This is a genomic window from Gracilibacillus sp. HCP3S3_G5_2 (genome assembly GCF_052063305.1).
GTDB lineage: Bacteria > Bacillota > Bacilli > Bacillales > Amphibacillaceae > Gracilibacillus.
Genome location: NZ_JBQHXU010000009.1, coordinates 196188 through 209782, shown reverse-complemented (window position 1 = coordinate 209782; position 13595 = coordinate 196188). Strand labels below are relative to the sequence as shown.

Genomic DNA, 13595 nt, shown 5'->3' with positions numbered 1-13595 from the left:
CTAAAAAGTATTTACTTTTTATGCTAATATACGTCTGTATAGGGTAATACAGTAAGTGCCACTAGCTCCTTCAGTCGAAGTAATGGTAAAGGAAGTAGGATTATTGACGGATTGGGTATCCGTATTGCCAGGAGCAGCACTTAAAGCAATCGCTGGACTTGCTGTACCCGCAGCTGTAACTATTTCTGTATTGGAAGCAGAATTGAATAGTTGAAATGTTCCCGCGATATATTCACCAGCAGGGGCGCTCCATACTTCTTCCCCAGCTAATGCCCCGTTAAAATTACCACAAAATTCCTCCTGAAGTATTTCAGGGGATGGACAACAAGCACTTGAATGACATGAACCACACATATTATTTCCTCCTTTTTAATGTAGGTAGAGTGTAAATTCCTATTAATAGAATATAACTCTTTATCGAGTTTGATTGTATGTTTGGACTACTATTAAACGCTTTAATCATTGAATCCATTTGTTAATGCTCACAGCTTGGGGAATTTGCTTTTATTAGGACTTAAGTAAAATTTAAAACGGGAATTATTGAAGCTTTAATGCAAAGACGAATCAGAATATCTAAAAATAGTTAGATGAACATATAAAAACCTAGTGTCTTGGAGAAACGATTTCATTAGCTGGAGGATTGATGGAACGAAAATCTGACTTTCGCTGAACTAAGCCGTAGGATCTTACACGTTCGAAATGAAGGTGATAAAAAAATCAGTCTTGATTGTGAAAAAGTTGACTGGACACTATTTGGTGTCATATAATAAGGACACCAAATAGTGTCTAATTCATAAGGGGGAGGACTTTGAAAAATACTTATCAAAAACGTGATGTTTTTGTCGCTATTGCAGATCCAACGAGGCGTAAATTAATACGTTTGTTGGCAGATGAAAAGGAGTTACCGCTTCACGAATTAACTACTCACTTCCAAATGGGTCGTACAGCTGTTTCTAAACATTTGGCAATCCTTAAAGAAGCAGATTTAGTAAAAAACCGTAGATTAGGTAGGGAAACAAGGTATCGACTAAATCCAGTTCCATTACAGGAAGTAAAAGATTGGTTATCCTTTTATGAGAAGTTTTGGAAGGAAAGAGCATTATTATTAAAGAATATATTGGAGGATTAGATAGTGACAGATTTAACATTAGATTTCCAATTTAAGAGTCCCATCAATAAGGTTTGGGATGCCTTAACAAATGCAGATACGCTTGCACAATGGGTAATGGAAAATAATTTTAAACCAATCGTAGGATACAAGTGTCAGTTTCGAAATGAGGATATAGATTTAGTTGTAGATTGTGAAGTATTAGTAGTGGAAGAGCCTTATAAGTTAGCTTACACTTGGGTAGGTGGGCCGATCAACACGATTGTTACATGGACGTTGAAGCATGAGGATGGTATAACCTATTTATATCTTGAGCAAACAGGATTCGAGAAAGAAGATTTTGCATTCAATGGTGCGAAATATGGTTGGACTGATAAGGTTGAAAAACTTAAAAAAGTGCTAAAGGAAATATAGGATAAAACGGGAAGTGTTATTTAATTGAGCTCTTTACAGCTAATGAAAAAAGGAGACTGGAAAATGAGTTTTTTTCAGGATACAGTATCGATATTTAAAAAGAGAGATTTAACATTTTTAGAAAACTATAAGGAATCAGAAGATGTATATACCTTTCTATTTGAAAAAGAGAAAGATTTAACCTGGAAAGCAGGGCAACATGGTTTGTTTAGTATTACTCATAAGAAAATAAAAAATTCTACACGACCATTTACTTTGGCATCGGCTCCCACAGAGAATATTGTTAGGATAACAAGTCGTATTAGTGATAACCCAAGCGAATTTAAGAAAGCGATGTTAGAATTAGAAGAGGGTATGAAAGTTAGGATCAGTGGGCCAGTAGGAGGGTTTTATTTAAAAGATAACCATCCTTCGCTCCTAATAGCTGGAGGAATTGGAATTACACCATTTCGCTCGATATTAAAGCAAATAGAGGCAGAAGGAAATGGTAACGAGCAACAAATAAATCTATTGTATATGGATAGTGAAAAGTCATATATATTTAAAGATGAACTTGATGAAATTTCTAATAATAGCTTAGTAAGTGTTACTTACCTTGATTCTAGAAAAGACTTAAACAAGGAAATAGATAAGTTTACCACCTCATTTAAGGACAATGGTACCTACTATATTGCAGGGCCGAAGTCAATGGTAGATGCTATGTCTACTCATTTGCAGAATAATAATATTTCAAAACGGAAGATCAAAAAGGATTCCTTTTTTGGATATTAGTGAATGACCGTCGTTATATTTAAGGAGGAAGTGATATGGAAGTTTTTGCAGATTTTTTATCACGTATTGATAACCCGGAACACCGTGACCGAACGAAAGAGGTTTTAAACTGGGTCGCTCGGAAATTCCCAACTTTAAAGCCGGAGGTAAAGTGGAAGCAACCGATGTTTACTGAACATGGCACATATATTATTGGCTTTAGTGTAGCAAAACATCATTTAGCTGTTGCTCCCGAGCAAGCAGGGATTAATCGTTTTTCTGATGACATTGTCCATGCTGGCTATGACCACACCAAGGAGTTGGTACGTATCAAGTGGAATAGTCCCGTTGATTTTTCATTACTAGAGAAGATGATCGAGTTTAATAGGTTGGATAAGGCAGACTATTCTACTTTTTGGCGATAAAGAAATGGAAAAGCCCTAGCTGTAGATAGTTTAAAACCTATAGGAATGCTTTTGGGTTGAACGATTCTTCATCATCCTTTTCCTTTCTTACTGTGAAAAATGACAGAAGCAATGAGAATAATAGAATAAATAAGAGCCTAATTATATAATTAGACTCCGTTACAATTAATAAACCTTTTGCGTTCAAACGTTCTTATTATTTATTTGCTTCTCTTTTCAACTGTAATGCTCTTTCAGGATAGTCCGTAATAATGGTATCAACACCCATTTGAATTAATTGCTTCCATTCATCTTCATCATTAACAGTCCATACGCGAGTAGTAGCATATAAATTTTCAAAAAGCTTATATGTATCTTGTAATAGTAAATCTTTTGCTACGTGTAAACTTTCCAACGCAAATGTCTGCATATAGTCATTAGGGTTAGAGATGGGGCTCAGTAATAACAAGGCGGTTTCTGCTGACGGATCGATATTTTTTAGTCGAACTAAGCTCGGTAAATGAAACGAAGAATAGACAATTTTACGATTGTTTGCATGCTCACTCACAACAGAAACTAGTTTCTCTTCAATGCCTGGATAAATATGAATATAGGTTTTTAATTCAATATTTAATGCAATGTCGGTACCATCCAATAATTGAAGTACTTCCGTTAATGTCGGAACTTTTTCATTGTCCCAGTTTGTATGATATTTTTTAAAATGAGAAAATGGCTTCCCTGCACTGTATTGTTTAATTTCCGCTAACGTTAAGTCTTTTACTTGACCATGACCATTTGTTGTTCTATCTAGTGTTTCATCATGGATCACAACGATTTCGCCATCTTTTGTTAAATGGACGTCAAGTTCTAAGCCGTCAACTCCTTCATCTATTGCAGCTTGAAAGCTTAGTAATGTATTTTCAGGGTATTCTCCCTTACTTCCGCGGTGTCCATAAATTTTAGTCAATATCGACACATCCTTTCCTTGATTAGAAAAAGTAACCAGCAGGACAAGAAGTCCCACTGGTAGGAGGATAAATCTATTACGGGGGTAAGACTCCACTATAGAAGTCTCACATTATTCGCCTCGAGCAGTATTGGCATTTTCAATAGCTTGGTTTAATTGATCTACGGCGGTTTGATAAGCTTCATCAACATCGCCACCATTATAAACGGTTTCTAAAGCAGTTTCGGTAATACGGCGACCTTCAGGAATCATGTCCATAATCGCCCCTTGGGTCGCATAGGAAGAAGTGGTGGACTGTAATTGATCTACTGTAACACGTAGCTGTGGCATCGTTTTATATGCTTCTTGCACGACATCCTCATCATAAGCATCAGGGTTAATCGCGAAGTAACCTGTACCAACATGCCATTCAGCTTGAATTTCTGGTGTTTGTAAGTATTTCATGAATTCCCATGCTGCGTCTTTTTCTGCTTGATCCTTGTCATCTACCATCCATAAACTTGCGCCACCGATTACCACACCTTCTCGCTCAGTGCTTTCCGGGTGCGGAATATATGCTACACCGACCTCAAATGAGGCTTGGTCAATAACATCACGAGCACTTGCAGATGACTGCATAAACATTGCGACATCTTCAGCAAGGAAGCCTGCAACCATATCATCTCCATTTGTTCCATAATTGGCAAATGTATCATCATTAATCATGTTTTCTACCCAATGAAAAATGGATTTTCCCTGCTCTTCTGTAAAACCGATTTCTGTTGGAGTGTCTGTGCGGCCATTGTCATGATTCATTAACAATGCGCCTTGATTAGCTAATAACTGTTCAAATAACCAACCATAAGCTTGAAGAGCGAAGCCTTTCATTTCTGGATTGTTTTCGTTTATTTTTTTACTAGCTTCTTCAATTTCTTCAAATGTTGCTGGTGGTTCTTCAGGATCTAACCCAGCTGCTTCAAAAGCATCCTTATTATAGTACATAACTGGTGTTGAAGAGTTAAATGGCATCGAATAGAATTTATCCTCGATTTTGTAATAGTTAATAATATTTTCTTCTAGTCCTGACATGTCATAACCATCATTATCAACATAATTTTGAATTGGCTCGATTTGGCCACTGTTAATCATTGACATCGTTCCGATTTCAAATACTTGAATCATAGTAGGAGCATCATCTGTCCCTGCAATAGTATGGAATTTTGTCAATGCTTCGTCATATGTACCTTGATATTCTGCATTTACTTGGATTTCATCTTGGGAGTTGTTATAGTCATCGACAATTGCTTCTAGTGCTTCTTGCGCTGCACCACCCATTGCATGCCAGAATGTTACAACTTGCTTTTCATCGGAAGCCTCTGTTTCTGTTTCATTGCTAGTGCTATTCTCACTAGTTGTAGCATCTTCACTAGCGTCTGCATCATCAGAGCTACACGCTACGGAAACTGTTGCGAATAAAATCAATAGTAAGCCAAGTAACCATTTTTTCATGTAAAACACTCCTTCAAAATTTATTTTAACGCACCTTCTGCAAGTCCTTTTTGCAGTTTCTTTTGCCCAAGGAATAGCAGTATTAATGTTGGAAGAACGACTATTATTGCCCCTGCCATAATCACCCCCCACTCATTTAATTGCTCTTGTGATTGTAATTGGCGTAAACCGATCTGTACGGTTCGTGTTGTATCATCTGTAGTGGCAAGCAATGGCCATAAATACATATTCCAAGATGTTAAGAAGCCATAGACCCCTAAAGTTACTAAGCTTGTTCTAGCCATAGGCAATACAACCGTTAAGAAAAATTTGAAATCACCAATTCCTGCTACTTCACTTGCCTCTTTTAATTCCTTGGGGATCTGCTTAAAGCTTTGACGCAGTAAAAAGGTGCCAAATGCTAAAGCGAAAAATGGAAGTGTTAACCCAATATACGAATTAATCCATCCCATATCACGAATCGTTTGGAAGTTTGGAATAATGGATGCTTCAAACGGTACCATCATCGTGGCAATAAAGATGAAAAATAATAGGTCTCTGCCTTTGAATTCCAGAAAAACAAAGGCATATGCTGCTAGGCTCGATAGTATTAATTGGCCAAGCATAATCACAATCGAAACGATAAAGCTGTTTAACAGAAAATTAAATAATGGAAATCGCTGAAATACTTGTACATAGTTGTCTAAAGTAAAAGTGCTTGGAATAATCTTACCTGACATAATATCCTGTCCAGGCATAAAGCTCATCGAGAAAGCAATCAGTGCGGGTGCAAAGATAACAAACGCTGATACGACTAATAGTAAATAGAAGATAACCTTCTGATAGGTAGGTACTGTCATTGGTAATGCACCTTCCTTTCACCGAGCTTGAATTGAACAAGTGTCAACAATAAAATAATGAAAAATAATACCACCGCCTGAGCACTTGCTGCACCGTGTTGATAGTTCATAAATGCATCTTGATAAATGGAGTACACAATAACGTTTGTTTCATTTTGTGGGCCACCACGTGTCAGCATGTCGACTTGACCAAATGTTTGAAAGGCGTTAATAAATGAAACGGTTATAACGAAGAATAATGTCGGTGACAGCATTGGAATCGTGATTCTTCGTAATTTGTAAAAATAGCTTGCACCATCGATATCAGCACTTTCATATAAATAAGAATCGATTGATTGCAGGCCACCTAATAAAATTAAAAAGGTAAAACCGATATTCATCCAAATAGTTGAGATCGAAACAGAAATTAATGCCCAATTAGGATCTGTCAGCCACCCGATCGCATCAAATCCAAAAACAGAGAGGATTTGATTGAGCCACCCGATTGAAGGGTGAAATAAAAACATCCAAAAAACCGATGCAGCTGCCACAGAAATTCCCATCGTTGAAGAGAAAATGGTTCGAAATATACCAATTCCTCTTAGTTTTTCATTAGCGAGTATCGCCAAAAACAAACTGACAATGATCGTACCAGGAACGGTGTAAAGTACGAATAGAAAGGTAACCTGTAAGCTTTTTAAAAATAATGGTGATGTAAAAATATTAATAAAATTATTCAATCCAACAAACACAGTTGTAGCACCACTACTATCTGTTAGAAAAAAACTGAGATACATCGTTTTGAATAAGGGATAAAATAGAAAAACACTAAATAAAATAATAGAAGGTAGTAAAAAGAGTATCCCTTTTAATAAGGATTTTAATTTATGTGCTTTTTTTGCCTTCGTAAACTCTTTAGCATACTCCTGCTCTAATTGGAGGGCAGCTTGATTCATACGATCACTTCCTCTTGTTCGGCTGCTACAATATTTGCAGGTTTGATTAATTCGGTAGTAGCGGTATCAAAGAAACTCATGTGATCAATCGAAATATGGACAGGAACTTTGTCTCCTACACGTACTTTCCATTGTCCCAACCATTTTGCTGTCCAAATTTGTGTGCCAATTTCGAACGTTAATAAGGTTTCATTTCCTAAGTGCTCCACATTGATGACTTCAAGAAGGTGTGATTGGTTCTCCCCTTTGCCATTTAAGAGATGTTCGGCACGAATCCCAATGGTTAAATTGTCTTGTTGTGTTAGAACACCCAGAGCAGAAGGAGTCACAGGTATATGTAGAGAATCTTCAATGATTAAATGTTGTCCTTGAATTACTGCTTGTCCTAAGTTAATTTTTGGTGATCCAATAAACGAGGCAACAAACAAATTGGCTGGTTGATTATAGAGAGTAATCGGATCACCAACTTGTTGGATTTTGCCGTCATTTAAGACCATAATGCGGTCGCCCATGGTCATTGCTTCCACTTGGTCGTGAGTAACGTATATCATCGTAAGGCCAAGCTGCTTTTGTAATCTTCTAATTTCAATTCGCATATGTGCACGTAACTTTGCATCTAGGTTAGAGAGTGGTTCATCCATTAAACATAGCGGTGCATGACTTACAACAGATCTCGCTAATGCGACTCGTTGTCTTTGACCACCTGATAATTGTTTTGGTTTTCTTTTTAATAATTCGGACAGTCCCATCATTTCGGCTGCTTCTGTCAGTCTTTTTTGCTGTTCTGCTTTATTGATTTTTTTAGCATCTAAACCGAATAGAATATTTTGCTCCACTGTTAAATGAGGGTATAAAGCATAGTTTTGAAAAACCATTGATAAATTGCGGTCTTTCGGTCTTAAATGATTCACTACTTTGTCATTGATTTTCAAAATGCCTCCACTGATTTCTTCAAGGCCTGCTATCATACGTAACAATGTACTCTTTCCTGATCCGGATGGTCCTACAAGAACAAAGAACTCACCTTGCTCAATTGCTAAGTTTATGCCATTTAGTACATTCTTTTGATTATCATACGATTTTTCTAATTCTTGCATTTCAACAAGGTTCATCACAACTACCTCCCAATTGAGACTATAGACATTAAATCATATTTTGATTGAGAAGAGAGGTTTTTTTACAATAATTAACATATTAAATAGATTGGCTTAAAAAAACTAACAATTCGTTAACATAATTAATAATGTCGATTACTGTAACAACGAAAAAACTTGGCTAATGGCCAAGTTTGATGATAAGTAAAACCTATTTAATTAGCTATATTACATCAGTTGTTAAATATAATTGGAATTAATGGTGCCGTAAGAGAGCCAATTATTGCAGTCAAGACCATTGAAACAGTACCGATAGAGCTACTCATTTTACTATGCTCTAATGCTTTTGCAACACCTACTGCTTGGGAGGATGTTCCTAATCCAACACCGATTCCAATATTACTGTTTACCCCTAAATAGTTCATAATAATAGGTCCAATAATAATTCCTGATGATCCAGCAAACATCGTACATACTGCAGTAAGAGATGCTGTACCTCCTATTTCAGTCGCTACTTGCATAGCAACTGGTATTGTTAATGACTTAGGTATGATGGAAAGTGCTAATTCGGTTTCGACAGCAAATACATGAAGAAGCATAAAATATCCGCTTATCATTCCAATAAATGTAGCCGTTGTAACTGCTGATATGATAGGTAATAAATATTTAATCAATAGCTTCCTATGTTGATATAAGGGGAAAGCAAATGCAACAACAGCAGGTCCTAATAGAGAATTAATCCATTTGCCTCCAATCATATAAGTTTCATAAGGGATATGGAGTATTACTAACAACAAAATAATGATCAACGTAGTTGTAATGACAGGATTAAAAATGGCTATATAATATTTTTGATATAATTTGCGCATAACTAAAAAAATGATCACATTAATGACTATTATGCTCACTACCTTTAATAGGTACACCATTATCTTCTTTCCTTTCATTTATCAGCTGACCTTCCATAAATTGACTAATCCAGCTACCTGTCAACATCGTTAGAATGGTGCTTACAACTATTGTAATGATTAATAGCAACCCTAATTTAGAAAGCAAACTCGAAAATTGCATTAATCCGACTAGACTTGGCACAAATAATAAAGAAATTATTGATATTAAGAATCCTGATCCTTGTGCTATCCAATTTTCAGGGATGATCTTACATATTAATCCAAGAAACAGTAAAATCATGCCTATTATGCTGCCAGAAATAGACAAATTGAAAAGATCTTGTAGCCATTCTCCTATAATTAAAAATCCAAATAACAAGATGATCTGAATACATATTTTTAAATAGTTCATGTTTACATGTTCACCACCATGTATATCCTTATCAAACTAAATAATTTATTTAGGCCATAAAAGCCTCGCTGAGGAAATCTCTCATAAAATTAGTGAGTCTTACCATAACTTACGGGGCATAAGTACGATTCATTCATTACACTGAAACGTATTTCTCGAATGATATAGGATGAGGGTTGGGGTTCATGATTTATCACGGCGTACGTAAAACCCCCTGTCGAAGGAAGTTTCAATGACTAATTTAGTAGTTAGTATAATACTTGCGGGTTGTTTCTAACAAGGAGTGTGTCAATAAATCTGTCTTAGTATCCACCATAAATTGCGGGTCACTGATTTACTGACTAATAATGTAGTTGTTAAAATAAAAAACGGCTCATTTATACTTGAACCGTTTTCCTGTCACAATATGTGTTAAGTCGAGATTACTTTGCCATAAGCTATTTACTTTTTCCGAACCAAATGATTTAGTAATTTCTCCATACATAATATCATGTCTCATATATTCCATTGCTACTAAGACGAGGGCTGGATCCCTTGTTTTTATTGCCCACGCTGCAGATCCATTCGGTGAAAAATTAGCAATCATTACTTCATTATTATCAATAGCCAAAATGGTTAAATGACCACTCATTCGCTCTTCTGCAATATCTATTGCCATATAATCATGGTGAAGTGTGACTCCTAAATCTACTTCCGTCTCCCCAAATAGTACAGAGAACACATGAACACCATCTTTTATTCGTTTATCTACCGTTTCCTTCAAAAGTGAAACTTGTGGTTCCCAGGCCGAAATCCATAATTCTTCTTGAGCTGTATGGATCATTTCCATCATTTCTGTTAAAATTCGACCATTTCCATGTATTCTCCAAATAACATCCACTTCTTTTTCGCTGTCTAGTAATGTTAAATTTTCTTCTAAATAGTCAAATGAGATTTTAAATTCTTTTCGTAAACGTTCAATTAAATCCTTCGCAGGAAGTGGTGTATATTTTACTGGTTCTGAAGGTGTAGAAAAAACGGCACCTTTCTCCATTAGCTTACCTAGTACCTCGTAAATCATTGATCTAGGGACACCTGTACGTTTACTTACTTCATAACCTGTAACAGGAGAATTTTTTAATAATCCTACATATGCTTGACTTTCATATTTTGAAAATCCAAACCGTTGTAATTCATGATAAATTTTATCCATAACACCATTCTTTCTTTTTATGATAATATTATTTATACTTACTATAACAAAAAGTGATGATATTACCATAGCTAATTGTCTTTAGGGTGCTATAACATTAAATGCGCAAGCAGAGTTTTACAATCTCAACAAGTAGACCAAGTATAAAAAAATGTAAGATTCTCCGACAAACGGTTAGATCTGGCAATCCACATCATATAATATAATATGGAAGTTGTTTGTAAATTAAAAACAATGTTTTTTTTTCGCCCTATTTTTAGTAGTTATTTTTATAACTCCCAAAAGAAAAGCATCATCTTTTTCATTTTTTAACTTAAAAATGAAATAATAGTAATTAGAACAGGATGAAGGAGATGGAATCAAGTGATTTTTAACAAATTAGAAGAATATGACTATGAACAATTGGTTTTCTGTCAAGATGCTGAAACTGGTTTGAAGGCGATAATAGCTATACATGATACAACATTAGGGCCATCATTAGGAGGTCTGAGAATTTGGCCTTACAAATCTGAGGAAGAAGCAATCACGGATGTGCTGCGTTTGGCCAGAGGAATGACTTATAAATCTGCTGTTTCCGATTTGAACTTGGGTGGGGGAAAAGCGGTTATTATGGGAGATTCTCGCGAAATCAAAAGCGAAGAGCTGTTCCGTGCTTTCGGTAGATTTATCGAAGGCCTCAATGGTCGCTATATTACAGGTGAAGATGTAGGTTCTACGGTTGAAGACATGGAAAATATCCGAAAAGAGACAAAGTATGTCACAGGTGTTTCACCTGAATTAGGAGGTTGTGGCAATCCATCTCCTTTTACTGCTTATGGCGTTTATAAGGGTATCAAATCTTCTGCTTTGAAAGCTTTTGGTACAGAAGACTTATCTGGTAAAACAGTTGCTGTACAAGGGGTAGGGAATGTAGCATTTCATTTATGTCGTATGTTGCATGAAGATGGAGCGAATTTGATTGTATCCGATATAAATGCTGTAAATGTTCGTAAAGCAGTACAAGAATTCGGCGCAACAGAAGTGGCAGTAGGAGACATTTATGATGTGGACTGTGATATTTTTGCTCCATGTGCAATGGGGGCGATTATTAATGATGATACCATCAACCGCCTGAGAGCACGAGTAATAGCAGGTGCGGCTAATAATCAATTAAAAGAAGCCTATCACGGCGATTTACTTAAGGAAAAAGGAATTGTTTATGCTCCTGACTATGTCATTAATGCAGGGGGTATCATTGCAATAGAAGATGCACTTCATGGTTTTGATCGTGAACGTGCTATGAAAAAGATTGATGCTATTTATACGAAAGTTCAACGAATATTTGAAATTGCTGACCAAGACAACATAGCCACTAACCGAGCTGCAGATAAACTTGCGGAAGAAAGAATACAGAAAGCAAAAGAATCTCAGGTAGCGATTCAAGGGAATAGATAAAAGTAGAAGGTTCGTAAATTAAGTAAAGAAAAAAGTTGTCCATCTAGTACATATGGTGATGGACAACTTTTTTATTATGATCAACTATAATTTCTCAGCAAGTAAGTGGGTGTACAACTCCATGCGTGGCAATAGCTATTAATTAAATGATTGCCATATGGCGAGAATGCTTTATCTTTCGGGTTATATAATTCCCAGAAAGTATCCGCACCATCGCGAAGCATACCACCCCAGTACGCCTTCATCCAATCAATTGCTTTTTCCTTCATGCCTACTTGTAATAAAGCCTCCACTAAATGGTGGTGCATATATGGTGTGTTCATGTCTACTTCTGGCTGTGTGTATAATAGTCTTGATAATAACTGTTGACTATTAGATGGATCTAACACTTCTGCTAAAACCATCCATACTTGTGTTGCCCATGAAACCTGTTGTTGACTCCCGCTTATAAAAAAGCCGATGTCTTCTTTCCATAGGTATTGCTTGGTAGCTGTTACTACTTTCTCAAGGACACTTTCCATCTTCTTTTTCTCTTCTATTTGACCAAGTACTTTCGCTAAAGAAATTGCTCTTCTTAATGTATAAATAAGAATCGCTTGTGATGCACCTTGCTTATTTAACTCTGGGTGCCAATCAATAAATGACCACCAGCTCTCATCATCTTGTACTATATTATGTGCATCCAAGCGTTCCAACCCAATCTCCACTTGACGAAATGCTGTTGGCCATAAATCTTCTAAAGATTCTCGGTCGTTGGTCGCTTGATAGTAATCATAAAGGGTCGTCGTAAAAAACAAAGAATAATCAAACAAGAATGTATCATCTGGAATTAGATTCGGTTCAACAAATAAGTTGGCAGATACTTGTCCATTCTGATTAGGCACCGCTGCAAATTGGTACAAATTACGCTTTACAAGATTATTACATTGAAACGTAGCATAATTAGCCATTGCTTGAAGACGTAAATCTCCTAACCATAGTCTGCGATCCCGCTTCGGACCATCTTCAAAAACTTCCTGCATACAATCTTGTAAGGTCTTCATACTTACGCGATCAATCTCTATTAATTCTGGATCATCGTGCTCGAATGCTTTTACATTACTATCGTCAGCAGAAGTAACGGTTTCAACTGATGGATTATCAAACGACACCTTATACTTTTGGGATGTATCTAATACTTCAATTTTTAAATAGCGAAAGCTATACCGTCTAGGTAGTGTGATCTTATTAGGTAGAACATCCACATGAATCCTTTCTTCTTGTAACCATGAACTACTAATCCACCCGTCGTAATTGGCAAACGACTGTGCCATTTCGACAGGCATTTCGCCAAATGTTAATCGCAGATATAATGGTGCATCTGGAGGGCTACCAACAGGTGTAATATTTAGTGAAAGATAGCCTACTAGATGATCTCCAAAATCAAGGATAACCTGGTCTCCTTTACCTAAAATACTATCTGACAATGCGCTTGCATTACGGAGAGGTTGAGCTTCCCATCCATGTATTTTATCCTTATTATCAACAATCGTTACAAGTTGCTTTGCTTCTACTTTTTTTCGAAATAATGTTGGTTTTAATTCATTTGCAATCTGTTCGAATCTTTCATTACGATAGACTTGATGATTCTGATTCTTTTGAAAGCTCATTTTTTACCTCCTTATCATG

15 protein-coding genes are annotated in these 13595 nt (G+C 36.3%); 5 read left to right on the top strand and 10 right to left on the bottom strand.

What is annotated here, in order from left to right:
• Positions 1 to 18: 18 nt before the first annotated feature.
• The gene (locus ACTNEP_RS14785) at positions 19 to 354 is read right to left on the bottom strand and encodes an S-Ena type endospore appendage (protein WP_441162795.1); all 336 of its coding nucleotides are present in this window, start codon (positions 352 to 354) and stop codon (positions 19 to 21) included.
• Positions 355 to 808: 454 nt separating this feature from the next.
• Between ACTNEP_RS14785 and ACTNEP_RS14780 the strand changes: the two genes are divergently transcribed.
• The 4 genes from ACTNEP_RS14780 (at position 809) to ACTNEP_RS14765 (ending at position 2697) form a co-directional block, all read left to right on the top strand.
• A complete protein-coding gene (locus tag ACTNEP_RS14780) occupies positions 809 to 1129 on the top strand; it encodes an ArsR/SmtB family transcription factor (RefSeq protein ID WP_441162794.1) in 321 nt (106 codons plus the stop codon).
• 3 nt (positions 1130 to 1132) lie between these two features.
• Positions 1133 to 1522, top strand: a complete 390-nt coding sequence (locus ACTNEP_RS14775; protein ID WP_441162793.1) for an SRPBCC family protein — start codon at positions 1133 to 1135, stop codon at positions 1520 to 1522.
• Between the two features lie 63 nt (positions 1523 to 1585).
• On the top strand, positions 1586 to 2293 hold the full coding sequence (locus ACTNEP_RS14770) for an FAD-dependent oxidoreductase (protein ID WP_441162792.1): 708 nt from the start codon (positions 1586 to 1588) through the stop codon (positions 2291 to 2293).
• Between the two features lie 35 nt (positions 2294 to 2328).
• Positions 2329 to 2697, top strand: a complete 369-nt coding sequence (locus tag ACTNEP_RS14765; protein ID WP_441162791.1) for an iron chaperone — start codon at positions 2329 to 2331, stop codon at positions 2695 to 2697.
• 196 nt (positions 2698 to 2893) lie between these two features.
• On the opposite strand, the gene ACTNEP_RS14760 is transcribed toward ACTNEP_RS14765, so the two are convergent.
• The 8 genes from ACTNEP_RS14760 to ACTNEP_RS14725 form a co-directional block, all read right to left on the bottom strand.
• Positions 2894 to 3643, bottom strand: a complete 750-nt coding sequence (locus ACTNEP_RS14760; protein WP_441162790.1) for a glycerophosphodiester phosphodiesterase — start codon at positions 3641 to 3643, stop codon at positions 2894 to 2896.
• Positions 3644 to 3754: 111 nt separating this feature from the next.
• Positions 3755 to 5131 carry an ABC transporter substrate-binding protein gene (locus ACTNEP_RS14755; RefSeq protein WP_441162789.1) on the bottom strand — a complete coding sequence of 459 codons (1377 nt, stop codon included), beginning with the start codon at positions 5129 to 5131 and terminating at the stop codon, positions 3755 to 3757.
• A gap of 20 nt (positions 5132 to 5151) precedes the next feature.
• Positions 5152 to 5970 carry a carbohydrate ABC transporter permease gene (locus ACTNEP_RS14750; RefSeq protein ID WP_441162788.1) on the bottom strand — a complete coding sequence of 273 codons (819 nt, stop codon included), beginning with the start codon at positions 5968 to 5970 and terminating at the stop codon, positions 5152 to 5154.
• Positions 5967 to 6905 (bottom strand): carbohydrate ABC transporter permease, encoded by a 939-nt coding sequence (locus ACTNEP_RS14745; RefSeq protein ID WP_441162787.1) that lies wholly within the window; start codon positions 6903 to 6905, stop codon positions 5967 to 5969. Before ACTNEP_RS14745 ends, ACTNEP_RS14750 begins: the two co-directional genes overlap by 4 nt.
• Positions 6902 to 8017 carry an ABC transporter ATP-binding protein gene (locus ACTNEP_RS14740; protein ID WP_441162786.1) on the bottom strand — a complete coding sequence of 372 codons (1116 nt, stop codon included), beginning with the start codon at positions 8015 to 8017 and terminating at the stop codon, positions 6902 to 6904. Before ACTNEP_RS14740 ends, ACTNEP_RS14745 begins: the two co-directional genes overlap by 4 nt.
• Before the next feature lie 215 nt (positions 8018 to 8232).
• Entirely contained in the window at positions 8233 to 8928 is a 696-nt protein-coding gene (locus ACTNEP_RS14735; protein WP_441162785.1) for an LrgB family protein, read from the bottom strand.
• On the bottom strand, positions 8888 to 9301 hold the full coding sequence (locus ACTNEP_RS14730; RefSeq protein ID WP_441162784.1) for a CidA/LrgA family protein: 414 nt from the start codon (positions 9299 to 9301) through the stop codon (positions 8888 to 8890). The genes ACTNEP_RS14735 and ACTNEP_RS14730 overlap by 41 nt, the downstream gene beginning before the upstream one ends.
• Positions 9302 to 9674: 373 nt before the next feature.
• Positions 9675 to 10493 carry a TrmB family transcriptional regulator gene (locus ACTNEP_RS14725; protein WP_441162783.1) on the bottom strand — a complete coding sequence of 273 codons (819 nt, stop codon included), beginning with the start codon at positions 10491 to 10493 and terminating at the stop codon, positions 9675 to 9677.
• 363 nt (positions 10494 to 10856) lie between these two features.
• On the opposite strand from ACTNEP_RS14725, the gene ACTNEP_RS14720 reads away from it, so the two are divergent.
• Positions 10857 to 11927, top strand: coding sequence for a Glu/Leu/Phe/Val dehydrogenase dimerization domain-containing protein (locus ACTNEP_RS14720; protein WP_441162782.1), 1071 nt, complete (start codon positions 10857 to 10859; stop codon positions 11925 to 11927).
• An 80-nt stretch (positions 11928 to 12007) separates the two neighbouring features.
• Here the strand turns inward: ACTNEP_RS14720 and ACTNEP_RS14715 are convergent, their stop codons facing one another.
• Positions 12008 to 13576, bottom strand: a complete 1569-nt coding sequence (locus ACTNEP_RS14715; RefSeq protein ID WP_441162781.1) for an alpha-L-rhamnosidase-related protein — start codon at positions 13574 to 13576, stop codon at positions 12008 to 12010.
• Positions 13577 to 13595: the final 19 nt, after the last annotated feature.

Coding starts and splice junctions, on each gene's coding strand:
- ACTNEP_RS14715 (WP_441162781.1), bottom strand. CDS start 13,576: ATGAGCTTTCAAAAGAATCAGAATCATCAAGTCTATCGTAATGAAAGA.
- ACTNEP_RS14730 (WP_441162784.1), bottom strand. CDS start 9,301: ATGAACTATTTAAAAATATGTATTCAGATCATCTTGTTATTTGGATTT.
- ACTNEP_RS14755 (WP_441162789.1), bottom strand. CDS start 5,131: ATGAAAAAATGGTTACTTGGCTTACTATTGATTTTATTCGCAACAGTT.
- ACTNEP_RS14785 (WP_441162795.1), bottom strand. CDS start 354: ATGTGTGGTTCATGTCATTCAAGTGCTTGTTGTCCATCCCCTGAAATA.
- ACTNEP_RS14740 (WP_441162786.1), bottom strand. CDS start 8,017: ATGAACCTTGTTGAAATGCAAGAATTAGAAAAATCGTATGATAATCAA.
- ACTNEP_RS14735 (WP_441162785.1), bottom strand. CDS start 8,928: ATGGTGTACCTATTAAAGGTAGTGAGCATAATAGTCATTAATGTGATC.
- ACTNEP_RS14750 (WP_441162788.1), bottom strand. CDS start 5,970: ATGACAGTACCTACCTATCAGAAGGTTATCTTCTATTTACTATTAGTC.
- ACTNEP_RS14770 (WP_441162792.1), top strand. CDS start 1,586: ATGAGTTTTTTTCAGGATACAGTATCGATATTTAAAAAGAGAGATTTA.
- ACTNEP_RS14765 (WP_441162791.1), top strand. CDS start 2,329: ATGGAAGTTTTTGCAGATTTTTTATCACGTATTGATAACCCGGAACAC.
- ACTNEP_RS14725 (WP_441162783.1), bottom strand. CDS start 10,493: ATGGATAAAATTTATCATGAATTACAACGGTTTGGATTTTCAAAATAT.
- ACTNEP_RS14745 (WP_441162787.1), bottom strand. CDS start 6,905: ATGAATCAAGCTGCCCTCCAATTAGAGCAGGAGTATGCTAAAGAGTTT.